Raw genomic sequence first — 22555 nt, forward strand, 5'->3', positions numbered from 1 at the left:
TCATCCGGTATCCGAGTATTTGTGTCGGATATCACGACGCGAACGCCAAGAAGGGAGCATCCCATGACCAAGTTTCCGAAGCCCGCCCTGACCGGCGCGCTTGCCGCGCTGATCGCCGCCACCTCGGCGCCCGCGCTTTTCGCCAACGGTGAAGTCAACCTCTACTCCTCGCGCCATTACGACACCGACGAGCGGCTCTATTCCGAGTTCGAGGATATGACGGGCATCACCGTGAACCGGATCGAGGGCAATGCCGACGAGTTGCTCGCCCGGATGCAGGCCGAGGGCGAAAACTCGCCGGCCGACGTGCTGCTGACGGTGGACACCTCGCGGCTGGAACGCGCGAAGGAGATGGGCCTTCTTCAACCGGTCGAGTCCGACGTGCTCGAGGCGCGGATCCCGGAATACCTCCAGGATGCGGGGAACGAATGGTTCGGTTTCAGCCAGCGGGCGCGCATCCTCTTCTACGACAAGAACGAGGTCGAGAACCCCCCGCGCACCTACCAGGATCTCGCCAACCCCGAATACGAGGGCATGGTGTGCATCCGTTCGGGCACCAACGTCTACTCGCAGACGATCCTCGCCGCACTGATCGAGCACCTTGGCGAGGACGCGGCGAAAGACTGGGCCGGGGCAGTGGTCGGCAACTTCGCCCGTGATCCGCAGGGGGGCGACACCGATCAGCTGCGCGGCATCGTCTCGGGCGAGTGCGACATCGCGATGTCCAACACCTACTACTTCGCCCGGGCCATCCGGAAGGACGTTGACGGCCTTTCGGACAGCCTCGACATGATCGGCTGGGTCTTTCCCAACCAGAATGACATCGGCGCGCACATGAACCTGTCGGGCGGCGGCGTGGCCGCGAACGCCCCGAACCGCGAGAACGCCATCGCCTTCCTCGAATACCTGGCGAGCGACCAGGCGCAGGAATACTTCTCGGCGGGCAATGACGAATACCCGGCCGTGCCGGGCGTGGCGCTGAGCCCGTCGGTGGCCGAGCTGGGCTTCTTCAAGCCCGACGACGTGGACCTCTCCGAGGTGGCCAAGAACGTGCCGGCCGCGCAGCGGATCTTCAACGAGGTGGGCTGGAAGTAACTCCCGGCCCGCGACGATGCGGCGGAAGGCCCCGGTGGAAACGCCGGGGCCTTTTCGCGTGCGCGGGGCAGCGTGCGCCGCCCGGACGGCTCATTCCGCCGCCTCGGCGACGGGGGCGGGCGTCGCGCGCGGCACCTCCTCGCGGCGCCGCCCCAGGGCCCGGCAGACGAGGAGGACGGGCAGCAGCCCCACCGCCACGATCACCAGCGACGGCACCGCCGCCCCGGAGAGGCGTTCGTCCGCGGCCAGCCGGTGCGCCTGCACCGCGAGGGTGTCGAAGTTGAAGGGCCGCATGATGAGCGTGGCCGGAAGCTCCTTCATTACGTCCACGAAGACGATCAGCAGGGCGGTCATCACCGAGGGGCGCAGAAGCGGCAGGTGCACCCGGCGGACGAGCCCCGCGGGCGTCGCGCCCAGCGTCCGTGCCACGGCATCCATGTGCGGATGGATCGTGGCCTGCCCGCCATCATAGGCGTTGAGCGCCGCGGCCATGAACCGGATCATGTAGGCGGCCACGAGCAGCCAGATGGAGCCGGTGAAAAGAAGGCCCGTGTCGATCCCGAAGCGCGCCTCCATGAAGGCGTCGATGGCATTGTCGAAAGCCGCGAAGGGCACGAGCAGGCCCACCGCGATCACCCCGCCCGGCACCGCGTAGCCGATCCGGGCGACGTTGGACGCGCCGGCCGAGATCTTTCCGGGGCGAAGGCGGTTGAAGAGCCCCAGAAGGACCGCGGCCGCCACGGTCAGCACCGCCGCGATGCCGGCGAGGGTCACGGAATTGCGAAGGAAGGCCAGATAGCGCCCCGAGAGCAGGTCCTGTCCCGAACCGACCGCCATCTCGAGGAGCAGCGTGACCGGCAGCAGGAACCCGAAGAGCACCGGCAGCGTGCAGAACACCAGGGCGCCCCAGCGCGCCGCGCCCCGAAGCTCGGCCGGCGGCGGGCGCTCGAAGCGCCGCCCGGCGGCATGGTGGCGCGCGTCCCCCCGGCTGACCCGCTCGAGCGTGGCGAGGAAGAGCGCGAAGACCAGAAGGCAAAGCGCGAGCTGCGCCGCCGCCGCGCGGTCGGCCATGGAGAACCAGCTCTGGTAGATCCCCACCGCGAAGGTCTGGACGCCGAAATAGCTGACGGTGCCGAAATCCGCGATGGTCTCCATGACGGCGAGCAGCACGCCGCCGGCGATGGCCGGCCGCGCCATGGGCAGGGATACCCTGAAGAAGGCGCCCCAGGGGCCCTGCCCGAGCGCGCGCGCGGCGAGGTTCGCGGTCGCCGATTGCTGCAGGAAGGCCGCCCGCGCGAGCAGGTAGACATAAGGGTAGAGCACGAGGATCAGCATGATCGCCGCGCCCGTGGTGGACCGGACCTCGGGGAACCAGTAGTCGCGCGGGCCCCAGCCGGTGACCTCGCGCAGGAGCGTCTGCAACGCGCCGGGGTGGTCGAGGAAATCGGTGTAGGCGTAGCCCATCACGTAGGCGGGGAAGGCCAGCGGCAGGGCCAGCATGACCTCCAGCAGCCGGACGCCGGGAAAGCGCGTCATCGTCACGAGCCACGCGGCCCCTGTGCCGATCGCCGCGGTGCCTACGCTCACGACCGCGACGAGCTGGAGCGTGGTGGCGGTGTAGCGCCACAGTACCGTGTCGGCGAGATGGGCCAGCGTCTCGGTGGAGCCCATGACCGCGGCCAGCGCCACGGCGAGCATCGGCAGCACGCAGAGCGCGGCCACCGCGAGCGCCGCGCCCGAAAGCACGGGCTCGAAGGAGCCGAGAGGCCGCGCGCGTTTCATCCCGCGGCCTCCAGCGCCGCGATGATGGGCCGGAAACTCTCGGCCCGCAGGCTTGCCCCGCCGACCAGCGCGCCGTCGACGTTGGACACCCCGAAGATGCGGGCCGCGTTCCCGGGTTTCACCGAGCCGCCGTAGATCAGCCGCACCGAGCGGCCGACGCCCGCGCCGAAGCGGCGTTCGAGGCGGGCGCGGATGAAGTCGTGCACCTCGCCGATCTCGTCGGGCGAGGGCGTGCGCCCGGACCCGATGGCCCAGACCGGCTCGTAGGCCACGACGAGATTGTGCCCGGTGGCGCCGTCGGGGATCGACCCGGCGAGCTGCCCGCCGATGATGTCGAGCGTGTTGGCGGCCTCGCGCTCGGAGAGATGCTCGCCCACGCAGAGGATCACGGCGAGCCCGGCCTCATGCGCCGCGCGGGCCTTGGCGCGCACCGTCTCGTCGCTTTCGCCGTGGTCAGACCGGCGTTCGGAGTGGCCGAGGATGACGTAGCCCGCGCCGGCGTCGCGCAGCATCGCGGCGGAGATGTCGCCGGTGTGCGCCCCCTCGGCCGCGATGTGGCAGTCCTGCCCGCCAAGCGTGAGGGAATTGCCCGCCCGCGCCGCCGCGCGGGCCAGCAGCGTGGCGGGCGGGCAGAGCACGATGTCGCAGCCCGGCGACGGACACGCCTCGGCGAGCGCGGTGATCTCCGCCAGGTCCGCGCCGGTTCCGTGCATCTTCCAGTTCCCCGCCGCCAGTCCGCGCCGCATGTCCCGCCCTCGTTTTTCCTGACCCATCGTATGTTTCGCCCGCACAAGGAGAGGTCAACCCCGCTTGCGCCGCGCGGCCGACGTGCCGCGCCGGGCGGGGGGCAGACGCCCGTGGGCGATACCCGCGTCGCGGATGCGCGACGGTCCTACGAAGGCGACAGACGTCAGTGGGTCAGGGGCGCGGGACCCATTCCGGCGCCAACGCGGCGCGTCATGTCCGGAGACATGATGGGAGGGTGCGCGGCGGGATGCGCCGCCGTCGCGGGTGCGTTCACCGTTCCTGCTCGGCGCGGAGTTCCTCGGCGTCCTTGAACTTGATCGATTCGCCGCAACCGCAGGCATCCGTCACGTTGGGATTGTTGAAGCGGAAGCCGGCCTCCAGAAGCGACGTCTCGTAGTCGATCTCCGTGCCGAAGAGGAACATCTGCGCCATGGGCGCGATGAGCACGCGGGCGCCGTCCTGCTCGACCACCTCGTCATGGGGATCGGGCTCGTCGACGTATTCCATCGTGTATTCCATACCCGCGCAGCCGCCCTTCTTGACGCCGATACGCAGGCCGTGCCGCCCGTCGCGTGTCATCAGCCGCACGATTTGCGACGCCGCGGCTGGTGTGAGGGTGACCGGGGATTTTCCGGGAATGCCGAACATGGGAACTCCATTGCCTTTGGGCTGAACCTAAGCTTTCACCGCCCCGCGCTCAATGGCCGGTCCCGGAAAGCCTACATGAAGCCGAGTTCGAGGCGCGCTTCGTCGCTCATCATGTCCATGCCCCAGGGCGGCTCCCAGGTCAGCTCGACATCCACCTGCTTGACGCCTGGAACCGGCTCGATCGCATCGGCCACCCAGCCCGGCATCTCGCCCGCCACCGGGCAGCCCGGCGCGGTGAGCGTCATGATGATCCGGACCGCGCTCTCCTCGTCGATGTCGATCGTGTAGATCAGCCCGAGATCGAAGATGTTGACCGGGATCTCGGGGTCGTAAACGCCCCGGCATGCCTCGACCACCTGATCGTAGAGCGGATGATCCGTGGAGGAGGGCTGGATGAGGGGCGTTCCCTCGAGCGGTTGAGCTGCATCGTTCATGTTTGGCCTCGCGGCATGAATTCCGACCAAAGATATAGGAAATTGCCGGCCCGTCGTAAAGGGAGCGGCGGCGGTCCGGCTTGCCGGGCGTTCGCGCCGGGTTATCCTTGCGGCATCACGAGGGATGCCGCCAATGCGCCGCCGTATCGCCCGCGCCCTCACCCGGTTGGCCCGAACGCTCGTTCGGCCCGTGCGGCGCCGTGCCGGCCCGAACGCCGCGGGCTCGTCCCTGCTCGGACCCTCGGGGCGCGATCCGCTTGCCGAATTCGACCGCCTGCCCGCGCCGCTGCGCCAGTGGCTGGCCGAGGCGGCAATGCCGTGGTCGCCGCGCTCGGCGCTGCGGATCTGGCGCCGGGTGCTGCGGCGTTGCGGCGGCGACGAGGTCATGGCCCGGCGCGAGATGAGCCGTATCGAGGCCGAACGCCTCGCCCAGGACGTGCGGCGGGTCTGGGGGCCGTCGCATCCCTATCTCGACCTCCGCGTGCCGCGAGGCGCCGGCGGCCCGTCACCCCGGTCTCCGCGCGGCGACGCGCGGCGGAAGGCACGGCGCGCGTCGCCTCCCGGACGCCCCTGACCGGCACGCCGCGGCGGCGGCGCAGCGGCCCGCCCCGTGCCTCAGCCGGCGCCGCCGTCGCGCGCGCTCGCGCGGCGCTTGCGCACGGGGGTCGGCCGCACGCGCCGCTCTATCTCGTCGTAGAGAAGGCCGGCCACGTTCTTGCCGGACACGGTCTCGATTCCCTCGAGCCCGGGCGAGGAGTTCACCTCGAGCACCTTGGGCCCATCCTCCGAACGCAGCAGGTCGACGCCCGCGAGGTTGAGGTTGAACGCACGCGCCGCCCGGAGCGCCGCCTCGCGCTCCGTCTTGGTGATCCGCACGCGCATCGCCGAGCCGCCGCGGTGCAGGTTCGATCGGAAATCCCCCTCCGCGCCCGTCCGCTTCATCGAGGCCACCACCTTGTGACCCACGACGAGGCAGCGGATGTCCTCGCCCGCGGCCTCCTTCACGAAGGCCTGCACGAGGAAATTGGCCTTGAGCCCCCGGAAGGCGTCGATCACCGATTGCGCGGCCTTGCGCGTCTCGGCCAGCACCACGCCCTTTCCTTGCGTCGATTCCAGAAGCTTCACGATGAGGGGCGCCGTGCCCACGAGCCGGATCAGGCTGTCGGTGTCCTTGGGGCTGGCCGCGAAGGCGGTGTTGGGCATCCCGATGCGGTGCCGCGCCATGAGCTGGTGCGCGTAAAGCTTGTCGCGGCTCGCGGCGATCCCTTCCGAGCCGTTGATGCAGAAGGTGCCGAGCGTCTCGAACTGGCGCACGACCGCGGTGCCGTAGGGCGTGATCGAGGCGCCGATACGGGGGATCACAACGTCGTAGCGCGGCAGGCGCTGCCCGTCGTAATGCACCTCGGGCGACAGCGCGTTGATCGCCATGTAGCACCGCGTGGTGTTGATGACCTCGACCGTGTGGCCGCGCGACTCGCCCTCCTCCACGAGGCGGCGGGTGGAATAGTTGTCCTCCCGCGACAGAACGGCCACGCGCAGCGCCCGGTTCGGCGCCTGCTCGCGCATCCGGCTCGTGTGGTAGACGTCGTAGCTCAGTTCGGGCTGAAGGAAGCGGTCCGTGGCCACGATGGCGATATGATCCTTGAGCGCCTCGCGCCCGAGAAGCATCCGGCTGGCCATGGTCGCCCGGTTGGTCAGGGTCAGCTCGATGCGCCAGCTCTGCTCGGCGACGCGCAGGGTGGAGGAGATGACGAAGCGGCTTTCGCTTTCGCCGTTCGAGGACGTCACCGTCCTGCGGTCCACGATCTCGGCCGAACAGGGGATTACGAGGTCCTCGCGCCCCGGGATCGGGTGCACGGTGAAACGCACGCGCGGCTTCGACACGGGGCCGAAGGTCTCGATGTCGAAGGCATGGAGCGCCGAGGTGCGCGCGCCCGTATCGACCTTGGCGCGCAGCGCCGGCAGGCCGAGGTCCGGCAGGGACACCCATTCCTCCCAACCGAAGCGGATCAGGTTGGTGGCGGGATCGGACGGCTCGTTCATTCGGGTCTCCTTGGCATCTGGCCGGAAGTGTCGGATACGGGGACGCTTTGCCGACGGGAGGTCAGGATGACAACAGCTTTCGCGTTCCGACTCAAGGCGACGGACGGCGCGGCGCGCCTCGGCGAGATCGAGACGCCGCGCGGGCGCATCCGCACGCCCGCCTTCATGCCGGTGGGAACCGCGGGCACCGTGAAGGCGATGATGCCCGAAAGCGTGGCGGCCACCGGAGCGGACATCCTGCTGGGCAACACCTACCACCTGATGCTGCGGCCCACGGCGGAGCGCGTCGCGGCGCTCGGCGGGCTGCACCGCTTCATGAACTGGGATCGCCCGATCCTGACCGACTCGGGCGGCTTCCAGGTGATGAGCCTCGCGGAGCTGCGCAAGCTGACCGAGACCGGCGTGACCTTCCGCAGCCACATCGACGGTGCGCGCCACGAACTCACCCCCGAGCGGTCGATGGAGATCCAGAGGCTTCTGGGCTCCGACATCGTGATGGCCTTTGACGAATGCCCGGCGCTGCCGGCCTCGCGCGAACGGATCGCGGAGTCGATGCGGCTGTCGATGCGCTGGGCGGCGCGGTCGAAAGAGGCGTTCGGCGACCGGCCCGGCCACGCGCTCTTCGGTATCCAGCAGGGCGGGCTGGAGCGTGACCTGCGCGAGGAAAGCGCGGCGGCACTCCGGGCCATCGGTTTCGACGGCTATGCCGTGGGCGGCCTCGCCGTGGGCGAAGGGCAGGAGGCGATGTTCGGCGTGCTCGATCACGCGCCCGCCATGCTGCCCGAGGACAGGCCGCGCTATCTCATGGGCGTGGGCAAGCCCGACGACATCGTCGGCGCGGTGAAGCGCGGGATCGACATGATGGACTGCGTGCTGCCCACGCGGTCCGGGCGGACCGGGCAGGTGTTCACGCGCCGCGGCGTGGTGAACATCAAGAACGCCCGCCACCAGGACGATCCGCGCCCGATCGACGAGGACTGCGGCTGTCCCGCCTGCCGGGACTACTCCCGCGCCTACCTCCACCACCTCTTCCGCGCGGGCGAGATCCTCTCGGCGATGCTGCTGACCTGGCACAACCTGCGCTACTACCAGGACCTCATGCAGGGCATGCGCGACGCCATCGCCGACGGCACCTTCGCTGCGTGGGAGGCGCGGTTTCACGCCGCCCGGGCCGAGGGCGACATCCCGCCGCTCTGATGCTGGCCGGTGTGCGGTTTGCGCAAGGTCAATGCGCGCGCCGCGCACCTTCGGCACCATGGGCCGCGACCGGGTCAGCGGAAGGGGAGCGTTTCGACATGTCCGACACCAGCCGTCTCGAGCGTCTTGTCGCCGCCGCCGTGCGCGCGCCGTCGAGCCACAACACCCAGCCCTGGATCTTCGAGGCCGAAGGCGGGGCCCTTCGGTTGCTCGCCGACCGCACCCGGGCCTTGCCGGTGAACGATCCCGAGGACCGCGAACTGACGATCAGCTGCGGCTGCGCGCTTTTCAACCTGCGCGCCGCCGCGGCGGCCGAGGGCCTGGGCGCAAGGGTGACGCTACTGCCCGAGGACGACGATCCCGACCTTCTGGCGGTGGTGTCCCTCGAGGGCGCGGCGGACGGCAGGCTGGCCGCGCTCGCGCGCCAGATCGAGGGCCGCCGCACTTTCCGGAAGGCGTTCGCCGCGCGCCCCCCGGCCGAGGAAGTGCACGCCGCGCTCGCCGCCGCCGCCGAGGCGGAGGGCGCCTGGCTCGATCCCGTGGAGCAGCCGGAGCGGCGCGCCGCGCTGGCCGATCTCGTGGAGGAGGGCGACGCGGCGCAATGGGCCGATCCGCGCTGGCGCCGCGAGCTTGCGGCCTGGATGCATCCCCGCCGGCAGGGCGACGGGCTGTCCCTGCCTGGGATCGCCGTGCCGCTCGCGCGCTTCGCGGTGCGCAGGGTCGATCTCGGCGAACGTGTCGGTGCGCATGACGGCGATCTTGCGAAGGCGGCGCCGATGCTCGTGGTGCTGGGCACGGGGGGCGACGAGGAGGCGGACTGGCTCGCGGCCGGCCAGGCGCTCGAGCGGGTGCTGCTCGCCGCCGCCGAGGCCGGCCTGCAGGCGTCCTATCTCAACCAGCCGGTGCAGGTGCCGGAGCTTCGCACCAAGCTGCGCGCGCTCCTCCGCCCCGAGGGGGCGCCGCAGACCGTGCTGCGCATCGGCTACCCGTCGAGCGACGCGGCAGAGGCGCCGCGCCGTCCGGTCGAGGCCGTATTCGCCGGCTGAACCGGAGGGGCGGGGCAGCCCCCGGCCACGACCTCGGCCGCCGCGTCCAGCGCGCCCCGGCCGAACGGGATGTCGAGCGCGCGCATTCCCGCCTCCACGCTGCCCAGAAGACCGAGGATCATGTGCGCGTTGACGTGGCCCATGTGGCCGAAGCGGAAGAAGCCGTGCCACTCCGCGCTGCCCGGCTCGGCCATGCCGAGACCGATGCCGAGCGTCACGCCCGCCTCGCGCGCCACCCAGTCGCGCAGCCGCGTGCCGTGCGGCGCGCCGATCCGCAGCGCGGTGACGGCGTGACTGCGCAGCGCCGGATCCGCCACGTTGAGCTCCAGCGGGCCGTCCGCGCCCCAACGCTCGCAGGCGGCCCAGATGGCGCGGGCGAGCGTCGCGTGGCGCGACCAGATCGCCTCCATCCCCTCCGCGCCGATCATGTCGAGCGCCGCGCGGAGCCCGTAAAGGTGGTGCGTGGGCGCGGTGCCGCCGAAATACTGGTAGAACATCTGCGGGTCCGCGCGCGGCGCCCAGTCCCAGTAGCGGCTCACGCGTGGCAGCGCGGCGCGGGCCGCGGCGGCCTTGTCGGAGAAGAACACGAAGCCGAGGCCCGGCGGCACCATCAGCCCCTTCTGGCTTGCCGCCACCATCACGTCCACGCCCCACGCGTCCATCTCGAACCGGTCGCAGGCGAGCGAGGCGATGCAGTCGGCCATGAGAAGCGCGGGATGCCCGGCCTCGTCGATCGCCGCGCGCAGGGCCGCGATGTCGTTCCGGATCGAGGTGGAGGTGTCCACATGGGTGGCGAGCACGGCCTTGATGGTGTGCGCGCGGTCGGCGGCGAGCGTCTCGGCCAGCCGTGACACGTCCACCGGCGCACGCTTGCCGTGGTCGATCACCTCGGCCTCGATGCCGAGCGCCTCGGCGATCTCCGCCCAGCCATGGCCGAAGCGGCCCGTGGCAGGCACCAGAACCCGCGCGCCCGGCGCCACGGTGTTGGCGAGCGCCGCCTCCCAGGCGCCGTGGCCGTTCGCGATGTAGATTGCGACGTGCCCGGAGGTTCGCGCCACGGCGCGCAGGTCCGGAACGAGCCCCGCCACCATGTCGGGAAGCGCGCCCTCGTAGATGTTGGGCGCGCCGCGATGCATGGCGCGCAGCACCTCCTCGGGCATCACGGAGGGGCCGGGAATGGCGAGGTAGGGGCGGCCGTTGGCAAGCGTCATGAGCATCTCCGGGATCGTCCGCGGATGGCGGCGGCGCGAGGTTAGCCGCGTGCGCTGCGGCGTCAACGCCGCGCGGCGCGCGGAGGCCGTGCTTGCTTCGCTCCGCCGCAGCCACTAAGTCGCGGCGGACGGCGAAGGGCGCGGCATGATCGACAGGTTCCGGACATGGGTGGATGAGCGCGAGCGGCAATGGCGCCGCTCCTTCGGGCGCGACCTGTCCACGCCCGCGGGCCGGCGCGCGGCGCTGCTGCACTACCACCTTTTCGACCACGCCTTCCTGCGCGTGTTCTGGACCAACCTCTACGAGATCGCCCCGGGGGTCTACCGCTCCAACCAGCCCGATCACGCCCGCCTGCGCCGCTACCGCGACATGGGCATCCGCACGATCATCAACCTGCGCGGACCGAGCGATCAGCCGTCCTACCGGTTCGAGCGCGAAAGCTGCGAGGCGCTGGGCCTGGCCCTCGTGAGCAACCGCATCTGGGCGCGCAAGCCCGCCCCGCGCGAGAACCTTCTGGCCATGATCGAGGCGATGCGCACGGTCGAGGGGCCGTTCCTGTTCCACTGCAAGTCCGGGGCGGACCGGGCGGGCTTCGCCGCGGCGACCTATCTCATGGTGTTCCGGGGCGTGCCCGTGGCCGAGGCGAAGGCGCAGCTTTCCTGGCGCTACTGGCACCTGAAATCGACGGAGACGGGCGTGCAGGACTACATCCTCGACATCTACGAGGCGAGGCTGGCGCGCGGCACGATCGGGTTCGAGGAGTGGATCGCCACCGAATACGACGACAGGGCGATCCGGGCGGCCTTCGCGGCCCGCCGGCCCGCCGCCGAGCTGGCATGAGCGACACCGCGGCCGAGCACGCGCCGGGCCTCTTCCGCTGGCTCTGGCGCAGCTACCTGAGGCGGCACGCGCCGCTTCTGGGGGTGGCGATGCTGTTCATGGCGCTCGAGGGCGGCATGCTCGGCCTGCTGAGCTGGATGATGCGCCCGATGTTCGACCGGGTCTTCGTGGGCGGCGAGACGCAGGCCATAGGCTGGGTCGCGCTGGCCTTCCTGGGCATTTTCGTGACGCGCGCCTCGGCCAGCGTGATCCAGAAGGTGCTTCTGACCCGCCTGTCGGAAGTGACGGCGGCGGAGATCCGCAAGGACCTCGTCGGCCACCTGATGCGCCTCGACAGCGCGTTCCACCAGGTGCATTCACCGGGCTACCTCATGCAGCGGGTGGAGGGCGACGTCGCGGCGATCAGCCGTGTCTGGCGCACCATCCTCACCGGCGTCGGGCGGGATGCCATGGCGGTGATCTCGCTCATGGCCGTGGCGTTTTCGGTGGATTGGCGCTGGACGCTGGTCGCGCTTCTGGGCGCGCCGGTGGTGCTGGCACCGTCCGTCTCGCTGCAGCGCTTCGTGCGCCGGAACGCGCGGCTGGCGCGCGACGTGGCGGCACGGCTTTCTACGCGGCTCAACGAGATCTTCCACGGCATCCAGCCGATCAAGCTCAACCGCCTCGAGGATTACCAGTCCGGCAGCTACGGCCGGCTCACCCGAGAGCGCGTGCGGCTGCAGACGCGTGCGGCGGCGGGCCAGGCCATGATCCCGGGGCTCATCGACCTGATGGCGGGGGTGGGTTTCATGGGCGTGCTTTTCTTCGGCGGGCGCGAGATCGTCGCCGGGGAGAAGACGGTGGGCGATTTCATGGCGTTCTTCACCGCTATCGGCCTCGCCTTCGAGCCGGTGCGGCGCCTCGGCGAGCTGAGCGGCGTCTGGCAGATCGCCGCCGCGAGCATCGAGCGCATCCGCGAGCTGCTGAGCGAGGAACCGACGCTGCGTGCGCCCGCGACCCCCGTCCCGGCCCCGGAGGGCGTGCCCGAGATCGCATTGCGCGACGTGCATCTGAGTTTCGGCGACGCGGCCGCGCTGCGCGGCTGCTCCTTCACCGCCGAAGCGGGAAAGACGACGGCGCTGGTGGGCCCGTCGGGCGCGGGCAAGTCCTCGGTCTTCAACCTCATCACGCGGCTCGTCGATCCGCAGTCGGGGGAGGTGACGGTCGGCGGGGTGCCGGTGGACCGGATGGCGCTGCCGGAGCTGCGCGCCCTCTTTTCGGTGGTGAGCCAGGAGGCGCTTCTCTTCGACGACACGCTGCGCGAGAACATCCTGCTCGGGCGCGAGGACGTGTCCGACGAACGCCTGGCCGCGGTGCTCGACGCCGCGCATGTCAGCGGCTTCCTGCCCCGGCTCGCGGCCGGTCTGGACACGCAGGTCGGGCCGCGCGGCTCCAACCTGTCGGGCGGGCAGCGCCAGCGCGTCGCGATCGCGCGGGCGCTTTTGCGCGACACGCCGGTGCTTCTGCTCGACGAGGCCACCTCGGCGCTCGACACCGCGTCCGAGCAGGCGGTCCAGGGCGCGCTCGAGAGCCTGAGCGCCGGGCGCACCACCCTCGTGATCGCGCACAGGCTGTCCACGGTGCGGAGCGCGGACAAGATCGTGGTGATGGACCAGGGCCGGGTGCTCGACGCGGGCAGCCACGAGGCGCTGATCGCGCGCGGCGGCGTCTATTCCGAGCTTTACCGGATGCAGTTCGACGACGAGGGCGCCTGAAGCCCGGCCCTTTCGGTCATGCGCGTTCACGCGCCTCGGCCAGGGCGCTGGGCAACGCCTCCGCGAGGGCGGCCATCTCGGCCTCGGTGCCGGTGCCGATGCGGATGCAGCGGTCGAGCGGCGCGACCCCTGGCATCCGCACGAAGATGCCCCGCGCGATCAGCCCGTTGAGAACCGCGCGCGCCCGCGCGCCGCCGCCGCCGCAGTCCACCGCGACGAAGTTCGTGGCCGAGGGCAGGGCCGCGAGGCCGTTCGCCTCCGCGATCCGGGCGATCTCCTCGCGGCTCTTCGCGGCCTCGGCGACGACATGGGCGAGCCAGCCCTGGTCGCGGAGCGCCGCGAGCGCCCCGGCCTGCGCGGAACGGTTCATGCCGAAATGGTTCCGGATCTTGTCGAAGGCCGAGATGAGCGGGGCGGCGGCCAGCGCGTAGCCCACGCGCGCGCCGGCCATGCCGTAGGCCTTGGAAAAGGTGCGCATCCGGATCACCCGCGGATCGTCCGCGGCCACCCGCGCCGCGGTGCCCTGGGGCGCGTAGTCGATATAGGCCTCGTCGAGCACCATGAGCGTGCCCTCGGGCAGCGCCTCGATCATCGCCTCCACCGCGTCGGCGCCATGCCAGCTGCCCATCGGATTGTCGGGGTTGGACAGGTAGACGAGCTTGGCGTCCACCTCCGCCGCGCGGGCCAGAAGCGCCCCGGGGTCTTCCCGGTCCTCGCGGAAGGGCACCTTGTGAAGCGTCCCGCCATGACCCGCCACGTGGTAGTTGAAGGTGGGGTAGGCGCCGTCCGAGGTGACCACCGCGTCGCCCTGCGCGACTGTCAGCCGGACGAGATAGCCCAGAAGCCCGTCGATCCCCTCGCCCACGATCACGTTGTCCGGGGCCACGCCGTGGTGGTCAGCAAGCGCGTGGCGCAGATCGTGGCTTGCGCTGTCGCCGTATTTCCAGATCTCGGCCGCCGCGACGCGCATGGCCGCCACCGCCTCGGGCGAGGGGCCGAAGACGCTTTCATTCGCGCCAAGCCGGGCGCGGAACGGGGCGCCGCGCTCGCGCTCCTGGGTTTCGGGGCCCACGAAGGGCACGGTGGAGGGCAGCGACGTGGCGAGCGGGGTCAGGCGGGGCGTGGTCATGGCCGCGACCATAGACGCGCCGCGCGCCGCCGGGCAAGCCGGCACGCCACGGGCTCATGCCGGACGGGCCGGTGCGGGCGCAATCTTGCGGGAAGCGCCCTGCGAAGGTGCCCCGGAGCCGTGCGCGCCGGCCGTCGGCGTTCGGCCCCGATGCCCGCCTTTCCGGTGCGTTCCGCCCGGCTTGCGTGGGCCGTCGCATGGGCGGAGGCCCGCCCATGCGTCCGCACCCGGCTTTGCCCGGGCCGCGAACCGGGGTATGGGCGCTGTCGGGACAGGATCGGAGGCACGACCCCATGACCATCCATTCGCGCCGCGCCGCGCTCGCCCTGATGCTTGCCGTGCCGCTTGCGGCCTGCGGCGCGGGCGGCAACGACAGGACGGCCGAACTCGCCACACGAAGCGCGCAGTTCATGCCGTCGCTCTATCCCGGCGAGACGCCGCAGATGCGCCGGCTGGTCGAAACCTATGCCGAGGTCCACGCCATCCCGCCGGCGCTTCTTCACCGGGTGATCCAGCGCGAAAGCGACTACAACCCGCGCGCCTTCAACGGGGCAGGTCCCTATTACGGGCTGATGCAGATCCTGCCAGCCACCGCGCGCAGCATGGGCTTTTCCGGCCCCGCGGAGCGGCTCTTCGACGCCGAGACCAATCTCGAATATGCCGGCCGCTACCTGCGCGGCGCCTGGCTCGTCTCGGGCGGGGACATCGACCGCGCGGTGATGTGGTACGCGCGGGGCTACTACTACGAGGCCAAGCGCCTCGGGCTGCTGGAAGAGACCGGGCTGCGCTAGCGCCGGCTTGACCCTGCCGGCCGCCCGGACCAGTGTCCGCGCGAGCCGTTCCCCCGGAGAGTTCATGGCCCGTACCCCAGCCCCCTTCGCGCCGTTCGAATGGATGATCGCCTGGCGCTACCTGCGCGCGAGGCGCGCCGAGGGCGGCGTGAGCGTGATGACCTGGATCAGCCTCGTCGGGATCACGCTCGCCGTCTTCGCGCTCATTGCCACGCTTGCCGTGCGCTCGGGCTTCCGCGCGGAGTTCGTGGACACGATCCTCGGCGCCAACGCGCATGTGACCGTCTATTCGGCCGGGCAGGTGGACGCCTCGGGTCGCGTCACCCGGGAGATCGCGGACTACGAGGCGATGGCGGCGCGTATCGCCGAGGTTGCCGGCGTCACGCGTGCCGCGCCGCTGGTGAAGGGGCAGGTGATGGCCAGCGCTTCGGGGCGCAATACCGGCGTCGAGGTCTACGGCATCGCCGCGAGGGACCTCGCCACGCTGCCGCGGATCGCCGATCCCGAAGCCGCGTTCGGCGATATCGGCCGCTTCGGGGAGGGGGTGGCCATCGGCTCAGGCGTGGCGCGCGAGCTCGGCCTCGGCCCGGGCGACCGGATCACGCTCATCTCGCCCGACGGGGTGAAGACGGCCTTCGGCACGAGCCCCCGCGTCAAGGCCTACGAGGTCACCTACATCTTCACCGCCGGGCGCTACGACATCGACCGCACGCGCCTCTACATGCCCTTCGCCGAGGCGCAGAGCTTCTTCAACCGCGAGGGCGCGGCCGACGAGATCGAGGTGATGGTCACGGACCCGGAGCGCGTGGACGACTACGCGCTGCCCATCCTCCGCGCAGCCGGAGAGAGCGGGCAGGTCTGGACGTGGCAGGATGCCTCCGGCTCCTTCCTCCGCGCGCTCGAGGTCGAGGACAACGTGATGTTCGTGATCCTGTCGATCCTCGTGCTGATCGCGGCCATGAACATCGTCTCGGGGCTGATCATGCTGGTGAAGAACAAGGGTCGCGACATCGGCATCCTGCGCACCATGGGCCTGACCGAAGGCTCGGTGCTGCGCGTCTTCTTCATCTGCGGCGCCTTCACCGGGCTCATCGGCACCGTGGCGGGGGTGATCCTGGGCTGTCTCTTCGCCATCTACATCGACCCGATCTTCTCCTTCGTGAACTACGCGATGGGCGGCGGCGTCTGGGACCCGGCGGTGCGCGGCATCTACCAGCTCCCCGCTAGGCTCGAGGCGGCGGACGTGCTGTCCGCGGTGGCCCTCTCGCTCGGCCTCAGCTTCGTCGTGACGATCTTCCCCGCGCGCCGGGCGGCGCGGATGAACCCGGTCGAGGCGCTGCGCTATGAGTGAGGCCGCGCTGCGCCTCGAGGGCGTCGAGAAGACCTACAACAAGGGCCTCGAAAGCGAGGTGGCGGTGCTGCGCGGCGCGTCGCTCACGCTCGCGCCCGGCGAGGTGGTGGCGCTCGTCGCGCCCTCGGGGGCGGGAAAGTCCACGCTGCTGCACATCGCGGGGCTTCTCGACGTGGCCGACGCCGGCCGGGTGGAGATCGGGGGCAAGGACATGGGCGGGCAGGGCGACCGGGCCCGCACCCGGGTGCGTCGCCGCGAGGTGGGCTTCGTCTACCAGTTCCACCACCTGCTGCCCGAGTTCACCGCGCTCGAGAACGTGGTCCTGCCCCAGCTGGCCGACGGGATCGCGCGCGGCGCGGCGGAGGCGCGGGCGCGCCGGCTGCTCGACAGCGTGGGTGTCGCGCCCCGCGCCGATCACCGTCCCGCCGCGCTTTCGGGCGGCGAACAGCAGCGCGTGGCCTTCTGCCGGGCGCTCGCGAACGCGCCGCGGCTTCTGCTCGCGGACGAGCCCACCGGCAACCTCGACCCCGAAACCTCGGACCGGGTGTTCGCGGCGCTCATGGACCTGGTGCGCGAGACCGGTCTCGCCGCGCTCATCGCCACCCACAATCTCGCCCTGGCCGCCCGCATGGACCGCCAGCTTCATCTGGACGCCGGCCGGATAAGCTGAGCGCCCGCCCCCATCCCGCGGCGACCGGGCGGCGGGCCGTCACGGCGCGTAGAACGTGGCCGTGGCGACCGCCACCGCCTTGCCGGCGGGCATCGCGGTGAGCGTGGCGCGCGCGAAGACGAGCGCCCGGCCCGCGCGCACGATCTCGGCGTCGCACAGGATCGCCTCGCCTCCGCCCGGCCGCAGGAACTGCAGGTCGAGGTTCGTCGTGGCCACCGGCACGAAGCGGCCCGCCTGCGCGCAGGCCGCGAGCACCATGGCCGTGTCGGCGAGGGCGGCCAGCGCCTGACCCGACACGATGCCGCCCACGCGGGCGATCTCGGGCGTGACGGGCATCCGCATCCGAATTCCATCGGGCGCGGTCTCTTCCACCACGGGCGCGAGCGCCCGCACCCACGGCGCGAAATTCTCCGCAAGGATTTCCTCTGCCTCGGTCACGCTCAGCATTGCCCACCGTCTCCCTTTCACTGACGGTGCGAGCATCGCCTCTCGCACGGGGCTTGTCACGGCGCTATGCTGTGGCTCAATGATGGGCCGGGCGTCGCGTCCGACGCGCGCGGCCAAAGACCACGAGGAGGAGCAGGCATGATCCAGCCCGGCCCGCGTTTTGCCGGACCGCGCCGCGCGCATCCGGCCGGCGTCCTGCCGGCGGCGCCCGCCATCTCGCCTCCCGCGCCGCAGGCCCCGGCGCACCACGCCCGTCCACCGTCCCTCTCGAAATCCTCCAGGAAAGCAGATGCCCGCACTCCGTGATCTTCGCCTCGCCGCCCTTGTCCTCGCCCCGGCCGGGCTCGTCGCCTGCGCGGCGATGACCGCCATGCCGGAACCCTCCGAAGGCGCCGCGCTCTTCGCGGAGAATTGCGCGGGCTGCCACGGAAGCGGCGGGCGCGGCGACGGCCCGCTCGCCGGCGATCTGACCCCGCCGCCGCCGGACCTGACCACGATCTCGGCGCGGTCCGGCGGAACCTTCCCGCGCGCCGAAGTGCTGTCCACCATCGACGGCTACACGCGAGGGGACAAGGCGCAGGGACCCGACATGCCCGAGTTCGGGTTGCTGTTGCGCGGCGAAACCGTGCCGGTGGACACGGGGGACGGGATCATGTCGCCGGTACCGCGACCGCTGGCCGCGATCCTGTTCCATCTCGAAAGCATCCAGAAATGATCCCACGTCCCAAGGAGACATTCATGCACCGCAAAGCCCACATCGCCCTTTGCACCGCGCTCGGCCTCGCGGCCGCGCCCCTCGCGGCCGAGGACCCCGAGGCGGGGCAGGCCCTCTATCGGACGCATTGCGCGAGCTGCCACGGCATCGACGCGATGGGCGAAGGGCCGATGCGCGGGGTTCTCACGATCAAGCCGACGGACCTCACCGCGCTTTCGGCCGACAATGGCGGCGTCTTCCCGCTGGAGCGTGTGGTCAAGCGCATCGACGGGCGCGACCCGCTGGTGGCCCATGGCAGCCCGATGCCGGTTTACGGCGACTTCTTCGAGGGCGGTGCGTCGGTCGGACTCAAGGCGCCCTCCGGCCAGCCGATCATGACCTCCGAGGCGGTGGCCGATCTCGTGGCCTGGCTTCGGAGCGTCCAGGCGGACGGCTAGTCCGAGCAGATCCCGCGAGCCGTCACGCCGTCCCACGGGACGATCACCTGCGCCTCGCCGAGTGCCGCGTCCAGATCGCCGATCGGGATCTCGCGCGCGAGCATCCGGCGCAGCCGCCCGGTGCGCGGCGCGGCCGGGTCGAGCACCGTGCAACAGACGTATTCCTCCATGATCGCGCCCTGCTGCTCGTAGCCGTAGGAGAGGAAATCCGCGGTTTCGAGGTCGAAGAGGTAGGGATCGGGAGAGCGGTTGTGTTCGTGCACCGCAAGGAACGGGTGATAGCCCGTCCGCGCGCGGTTCTGCCACTGCCAGACATGGGTGAGCTCGTGGGCGAAGAGCATCGCCTCGGCGAGGAAGATGCGGTCTGGGAAGCCGGGCGCGTAGTCGGGCCGGTAAAGATCCGTCCGGTAGAACACGCGGTTGAAAAGCGCGATGGCGCCGGGAGAGACCTCGACGCGCTCGCCAGGTCGGCCCGGCGGCCAGATCCGCTCCCGGCAGGAGGTGCGCGGCCGCGCCGGCCGCTCCCAGACATAGGAGCCCACGAGCGCCCCGTCATGGAAGCGGATGCGCTCGAGATCGACCGCGTCGCCATGGGTGACCCGCGCCAGCGCCCGCTCGCCCTCCGTCAGCGGCCGCCCGCAGGCGGTCAGAAGCAGGAGGGTGAGAAGGAAGGCGGCGCGCATGGTCGCGAGGTTAGCCGAGAGGGAGGGGGCGGCAAGGATTCGCTCAAGGCGCGACCGGGTCTGGCACGGCGATGCGGCGCGGCTTCACCGATCGGCGGTGCGGGGCAAGGTGGGCTTTCGCGGGCGCGTGGTGCCCGTGCAACGGCGCGCAGTCTCGGAATGATTCCATGACGATCCGACTTCTGCCGCGATGCATCCGTGATACGTCGTGAGGGTCGCTTTCCGGGATGTCCGGTCACCTGCACGAGCGTCGTCGCATGTGGCCGCCTCTCAACCAAAGGGTCGGGATGAGGGTGCATCGAAGGCCCCGAGCTACGAGACGACCGCACGCCCGGCGCCGCCGGCTGTTTCCTGGCGCGTCTGGAGCGGGATGAACATGGATACTCATTCCATTACTGCAAGAATCGACGATACCCTGGACGAGGCGCTCGGTCGGTGCGCGCCGCACCCCTACGCCCTGCTGGATTTTCCTGCGCACTCGAATATCGGTGACAGTGCCATATGGCTTGGAACGCTCGCGAAGCTTCGGAAACGACTTGGATCGTTTCCGGCATATGTTTCGCGCCACAAGGCTTTTCCCATTCACCTCGACCAGGTGATGCCTGAGGGCTCTCTCCTGCTTCACGGCGGAGGCAATTTCGGAGACCTGTGGCCAGGGTTCTGGGAGAACCGCGTTGCCATACTGGACGAATTCCAGCATCGCAAGATCGTGCAAATGCCTCAGTCGATACACTTTTCGTGTTCTGAGTCGCTCCCCTTGAAGGAAACGAGGCGCGCGATCGCACGGCATCCCGATTTCACCATGATGGTGCGCGACACCGCGAGCCTGGACTTCGCGCGCGAGAATTTCGACTGTCCGGTTTATCTTTGTCCGGACATGGCATTTGCCCTCGGGCCATTGCACACGGACACCAGGCCTGAAGTCGCCGTTCTGGCCCTGATGCGCGACGATCAGGAAAGACACGCGAGCCGCAGCCAGGAGACCACAGCGCGGGACAGCGTTCGCGTGACGGATTGGATAGAACCCTACAATCTTCCATGGGCCGGGAAAATTGCCGAGCGGTTAACGCGATCTGCGCCCCTTCCGAGCAGGACGCTTATGTCCTGGCTGGAGAGAGCCTATCGATTGAAGGCCGAAAAAGAACTGCGGCGTGGGATCGATCTTCTCGCCCAAGGCCATCGCGTCGTCACCGACCGCTTGCATGGTCATATCCTGTGTAGCTTGATGGGAAAAACACACGTCGTTCTGGACAACCAGTATGGAAAAGTCTTCAATTACATCAACACTTGGCCCGGCGATCATCCACCCTTCATGGCAAAGAGCTTCACCGAGGCATTGAGGGAAGTTCAAGAGTTCAACTGATTTTGGATGAAAGTCTTTTGATCAGCCAGCGCTTCCAATAGGTCGTGGCGCGCCGCCTCTTCGCTGACCCGCGCTTGCCGCCGTGGCCCGAGACGATTTTGACGCGCGCGTCGCGCAGGTGCGAAGTGCCGGTAAACTTGTCGGGATGATCGACAATTCTGGGCTCCAGCGCCATTGCGCCCAGCGACACGATATCGCCAGGCCAATCGGCCGTGGCAGACACCGGTCGGGAGGACGCCAGCAGAGATCGTGCGCCGGCCGCGGAAATCGAATACCCCGTCGTCAGGTAAGAGGCGAGCGCCAGCCGGCGCATCGTCACGCCCTTCATGATATCCAATTCTTTACTGCGCACATATGCTTTCGAATGGTCGAGCATTATCAAGTCCGCTCGCCGGAACAGTTCCCCGCGCACGAAATCCGCAAAACGACGGTCGATAATGGCATCGTCTTCGAGAACCACGGCGCCCTGCCAGCCTTTGCGCTCGATTTTGCGATAGATTTCGCGGTGGGACAGGGCACAGGCGAATTCACCATCGGTCAGGTCGCGTCCAATATTGAACCTTGCGGCGGATCGATCGATGTCGCGTTCCCAGCATGCCGACAGACCATTTCGGCCATCGACCCCGAGAAAGACCTCATAATCGAGGGCGAACCGCGCCAGCGCGGTCAACAGCGGGCGTCGCCGCACCTCTTCGCCAGGAAGCGAAAGCACGACTATCGGCCAGACCATGGAGGCGTTGCCTTCCTCCAAACCCTGTTCTACTGCGTCAGGCATCTTGCGGAAACCGATGGGAGTTGCCGGTGTCGACGAAGGGTTTCAGCAGGCGTTTGACACAGATTCGCAAGCTGCGGTCTGCCGCACCCGGCTGGGCGAAGATGGCGGAGTTCCGTACCCGACAGACCTCCGATGGTAAAGACGATGCCACCTGTGCGTGGGATAAGGATCGCGTCGTGGTAAAGGTTGGCAACCGGTCCTTCTTCATCAGGTCGGACGCGGTGTGCAAGGCACCGGAGATCTGGGATTTCGCTCTCTTCGGGCTTGCCGCGATTTCCTCCCGGACCAATCGCACCATTCGAGTCGATGCCCCCGTGAGCGCGGCAGCCGCGCGAATGGTCGAGACGTTGAACTATGCCTACACACTGTGGAGCATTCCTTCGCTTTCGCCGCCGCGACTGATTTTGGAGAATATCGTTGATGCCGGTTCGGTATCAAGACGGAAAGATCACAAGGTCATTTGTTTGTCCGGCGGCGTCGATAGCACATCCTCTGCGGTCGCCGCGAAGGCAGAGGCAGAATACAGCCATAGTCTTCTTGTCGCGGGCGCGGATTACCCGACGGCCGATCATCCGGGTTTCATCGACCTTCGGTCGCGTGTCGAGCGAATTTCGGACATTATCGGACTTGATCTGATCGTTGCAGAAACGGACTTTCGCAACATGCCGATGCATTGGGAGCTTCAGCACTCCTTCATCCTGGCGATGTGCCTGAATTATATTGGCAAAGAGTTTTGCGAGGCTTCATATGCGCTAGACCTTCCTCCAATCCATGACGTCTTTCAACACCCGTGGGGTAACAGTAGTATCCTGATGGATATCTTCGGTCGGGGCGATCTGCCCTTGGTGGCTTTCGGACACACGCTCCGCCGGGGCGAGCGGGTGCGGGCGATCCATGATGCGGATCCCGAGCTGGTGCGCCAGCTCTCCGTCTGCTGGAGGGACACCTCGACCGGCGGAAATTGTGGAAAGTGTTTGAAATGTGTTCGCACGCGGGACATGCTTCACTGCGCGGGCATTCCCGATATCGGCCTTTTCGAATGCGACTCGCAGGAAATACCGGGCCTCGACGATGGTATTCCGAGGGACTATGATGTGAGGATGGCGATCGTGACCTACATGGACTGGGCGACAACGCCGGGGTTGAAAGACGACCGTCGCCAGCAGCTTCAACAACGTATCGAGAAGCTTCGCGAGTCCTACGTCCGACAAATGCCGTATCGCTAGGTTGCAGTCGACCGTTCCCAGAAGCCACGGGGATCGGGCGACGTGGTCTTGCGCCGACATGCGTCCCTGGGGGGCAGCGCCCACGGTTCGGGCGTTGCGCCGGCGATCGTCGAAGGGACGCGGACAGCATCACTCAAGGTGTGGCAGGACGCAGGGCCCGAGGAGGAGTT

23 protein-coding genes are annotated in these 22555 nt (G+C 69.3%); 13 read left to right on the forward strand and 10 right to left on the reverse strand.

The window, feature by feature from the left end; all coding sequences use genetic code 11:
- Nucleotides 1–63: 63 nt before the first annotated feature.
- Entirely contained in the window at nt 64–1095 is a 1032-nt protein-coding gene (locus tag AB6A69_RS04685) for a Fe(3+) ABC transporter substrate-binding protein (RefSeq protein WP_371059914.1), read from the forward strand.
- A gap of 90 nt (nt 1096–1185) precedes the next feature.
- Here AB6A69_RS04685 and AB6A69_RS04690 read toward each other — a convergent pair whose 3' ends face one another.
- The 4 genes from AB6A69_RS04690 to AB6A69_RS04705 all read right to left on the reverse strand — a co-directional run bounded on the left by AB6A69_RS04690 (nt 1186) and on the right by AB6A69_RS04705 (nt 4706).
- On the reverse strand, nt 1186–2877 hold the full coding sequence (locus AB6A69_RS04690; RefSeq protein ID WP_371059915.1) for an ABC transporter permease: 1692 nt from the start codon (nt 2875–2877) through the stop codon (nt 1186–1188).
- Nucleotides 2874–3623, reverse strand: a complete 750-nt coding sequence (gene tpiA, locus AB6A69_RS04695; protein ID WP_371036898.1) for a triose-phosphate isomerase — start codon at nt 3621–3623, stop codon at nt 2874–2876. Before tpiA ends, AB6A69_RS04690 begins: the two co-directional genes overlap by 4 nt.
- 271 nt (nt 3624–3894) lie before the next feature.
- Nucleotides 3895–4272: a HesB/IscA family protein gene (locus AB6A69_RS04700; RefSeq protein ID WP_371059916.1), complete on the reverse strand. Its 378-nt coding sequence runs from the start codon at nt 4270–4272 to the stop codon at nt 3895–3897.
- A gap of 71 nt (nt 4273–4343) precedes the next feature.
- A complete protein-coding gene (locus AB6A69_RS04705; protein ID WP_371036896.1) occupies nt 4344–4706 on the reverse strand; it encodes an SUF system Fe-S cluster assembly protein in 363 nt (120 codons plus the stop codon).
- Nucleotides 4707–4839: 133 nt separating this feature from the next.
- Here AB6A69_RS04705 and AB6A69_RS04710 point away from each other — a divergent pair, with 133 nt between their 5' ends.
- Nucleotides 4840–5280, forward strand: a complete 441-nt coding sequence (locus AB6A69_RS04710; protein ID WP_371059917.1) for a DUF6525 family protein — start codon at nt 4840–4842, stop codon at nt 5278–5280.
- A 41-nt stretch (nt 5281–5321) separates the two neighbouring features.
- On the opposite strand, the gene rimK is transcribed toward AB6A69_RS04710, so the two are convergent.
- On the reverse strand, nt 5322–6749 hold the full coding sequence (rimK, locus tag AB6A69_RS04715) for a 30S ribosomal protein S6--L-glutamate ligase (RefSeq protein WP_371059918.1): 1428 nt from the start codon (nt 6747–6749) through the stop codon (nt 5322–5324).
- A gap of 66 nt (nt 6750–6815) precedes the next feature.
- Here rimK and tgt point away from each other — a divergent pair, with 66 nt between their 5' ends.
- Nucleotides 6816–7946: a tRNA guanosine(34) transglycosylase Tgt gene (gene tgt / locus AB6A69_RS04720; RefSeq protein WP_371059919.1), complete on the forward strand. Its 1131-nt coding sequence runs from the start codon at nt 6816–6818 to the stop codon at nt 7944–7946.
- Between the two features lie 98 nt (nt 7947–8044).
- Entirely contained in the window at nt 8045–8992 is a 948-nt protein-coding gene (locus AB6A69_RS04725) for a hypothetical protein (RefSeq protein ID WP_371059920.1), read from the forward strand.
- Here AB6A69_RS04725 and AB6A69_RS04730 read toward each other — a convergent pair.
- Nucleotides 8929–10203: an alanine--glyoxylate aminotransferase family protein gene (locus AB6A69_RS04730; protein WP_371059921.1), complete on the reverse strand. Its 1275-nt coding sequence runs from the start codon at nt 10201–10203 to the stop codon at nt 8929–8931. The genes AB6A69_RS04725 and AB6A69_RS04730 overlap by 64 nt on opposite strands.
- A gap of 145 nt (nt 10204–10348) precedes the next feature.
- On the opposite strand from AB6A69_RS04730, the gene AB6A69_RS04735 reads away from it, so the two are divergent.
- Both AB6A69_RS04735 and AB6A69_RS04740 read left to right on the forward strand, forming a co-directional pair.
- Nucleotides 10349–11044, forward strand: coding sequence for a tyrosine-protein phosphatase (locus tag AB6A69_RS04735; RefSeq protein WP_371036890.1), 696 nt, complete (start codon nt 10349–10351; stop codon nt 11042–11044).
- The gene (locus tag AB6A69_RS04740) at nt 11041–12798 is read left to right on the forward strand and encodes an ABC transporter ATP-binding protein (RefSeq protein ID WP_371036889.1); all 1758 of its coding nucleotides are present in this window, start codon (nt 11041–11043) and stop codon (nt 12796–12798) included. The genes AB6A69_RS04735 and AB6A69_RS04740 overlap by 4 nt, the downstream gene beginning before the upstream one ends.
- A gap of 16 nt (nt 12799–12814) precedes the next feature.
- Here AB6A69_RS04740 and AB6A69_RS04745 read toward each other — a convergent pair whose 3' ends face one another.
- Nucleotides 12815–13927 (reverse strand): pyridoxal phosphate-dependent aminotransferase, encoded by a 1113-nt coding sequence (locus AB6A69_RS04745; RefSeq protein ID WP_371059922.1) that lies wholly within the window; start codon nt 13925–13927, stop codon nt 12815–12817.
- 293 nt (nt 13928–14220) lie between these two features.
- On the opposite strand from AB6A69_RS04745, the gene AB6A69_RS04750 reads away from it, so the two are divergent.
- The 3 genes from AB6A69_RS04750 to AB6A69_RS04760 all read left to right on the forward strand — a co-directional run bounded on the left by AB6A69_RS04750 (nt 14221) and on the right by AB6A69_RS04760 (nt 16739).
- Nucleotides 14221–14718, forward strand: coding sequence for a lytic transglycosylase domain-containing protein (locus AB6A69_RS04750; protein ID WP_371059923.1), 498 nt, complete (start codon nt 14221–14223; stop codon nt 14716–14718).
- A 64-nt stretch (nt 14719–14782) separates the two neighbouring features.
- Nucleotides 14783–16069: a lipoprotein-releasing ABC transporter permease subunit gene (locus AB6A69_RS04755; RefSeq protein WP_371036886.1), complete on the forward strand. Its 1287-nt coding sequence runs from the start codon at nt 14783–14785 to the stop codon at nt 16067–16069.
- Complete coding sequence (locus tag AB6A69_RS04760; protein ID WP_371036885.1) at nt 16062–16739, forward strand: ABC transporter ATP-binding protein; 678 nt, start codon at nt 16062–16064, stop codon at nt 16737–16739. The genes AB6A69_RS04755 and AB6A69_RS04760 overlap by 8 nt, the downstream gene beginning before the upstream one ends.
- A gap of 39 nt (nt 16740–16778) precedes the next feature.
- Here AB6A69_RS04760 and AB6A69_RS04765 read toward each other — a convergent pair whose 3' ends face one another.
- A complete protein-coding gene (locus AB6A69_RS04765) occupies nt 16779–17186 on the reverse strand; it encodes a PaaI family thioesterase (RefSeq protein ID WP_371036884.1) in 408 nt (135 codons plus the stop codon).
- A gap of 289 nt (nt 17187–17475) precedes the next feature.
- Between AB6A69_RS04765 and AB6A69_RS04770 the strand changes: the two genes are divergently transcribed.
- On the forward strand, nt 17476–17901 hold the full coding sequence (locus AB6A69_RS04770; protein ID WP_371059924.1) for a c-type cytochrome: 426 nt from the start codon (nt 17476–17478) through the stop codon (nt 17899–17901).
- A gap of 23 nt (nt 17902–17924) precedes the next feature.
- Complete coding sequence (locus AB6A69_RS04775) at nt 17925–18338, forward strand: cytochrome c (protein ID WP_371059925.1); 414 nt, start codon at nt 17925–17927, stop codon at nt 18336–18338.
- Here AB6A69_RS04775 and AB6A69_RS04780 read toward each other — a convergent pair.
- The gene (locus tag AB6A69_RS04780) at nt 18335–19021 is read right to left on the reverse strand and encodes a hypothetical protein (RefSeq protein WP_371059926.1); all 687 of its coding nucleotides are present in this window, start codon (nt 19019–19021) and stop codon (nt 18335–18337) included. The genes AB6A69_RS04775 and AB6A69_RS04780 overlap by 4 nt on opposite strands.
- 376 nt (nt 19022–19397) lie before the next feature.
- On the opposite strand from AB6A69_RS04780, the gene AB6A69_RS04785 reads away from it, so the two are divergent.
- Entirely contained in the window at nt 19398–20384 is a 987-nt protein-coding gene (locus AB6A69_RS04785) for a polysaccharide pyruvyl transferase family protein (RefSeq protein WP_371059927.1), read from the forward strand.
- On the opposite strand, the gene AB6A69_RS04790 is transcribed toward AB6A69_RS04785, so the two are convergent.
- Nucleotides 20377–21159 carry a glycosyltransferase family 25 protein gene (locus tag AB6A69_RS04790; RefSeq protein WP_371059928.1) on the reverse strand — a complete coding sequence of 261 codons (783 nt, stop codon included), beginning with the start codon at nt 21157–21159 and terminating at the stop codon, nt 20377–20379. The two genes, AB6A69_RS04785 and AB6A69_RS04790, sit on opposite strands and share 8 nt — an antisense overlap.
- A gap of 26 nt (nt 21160–21185) precedes the next feature.
- Between AB6A69_RS04790 and AB6A69_RS04795 the strand changes: the two genes are divergently transcribed.
- On the forward strand, nt 21186–22385 hold the full coding sequence (locus AB6A69_RS04795; protein WP_371059929.1) for a hypothetical protein: 1200 nt from the start codon (nt 21186–21188) through the stop codon (nt 22383–22385).
- Nucleotides 22386–22555 lie beyond the last annotated feature (170 nt).

Source organism: Rhodosalinus sp. 5P4 (genome assembly GCF_041365695.1).
In the GTDB taxonomy this organism is placed as follows: domain Bacteria; phylum Pseudomonadota; class Alphaproteobacteria; order Rhodobacterales; family Rhodobacteraceae; genus Rhodosalinus.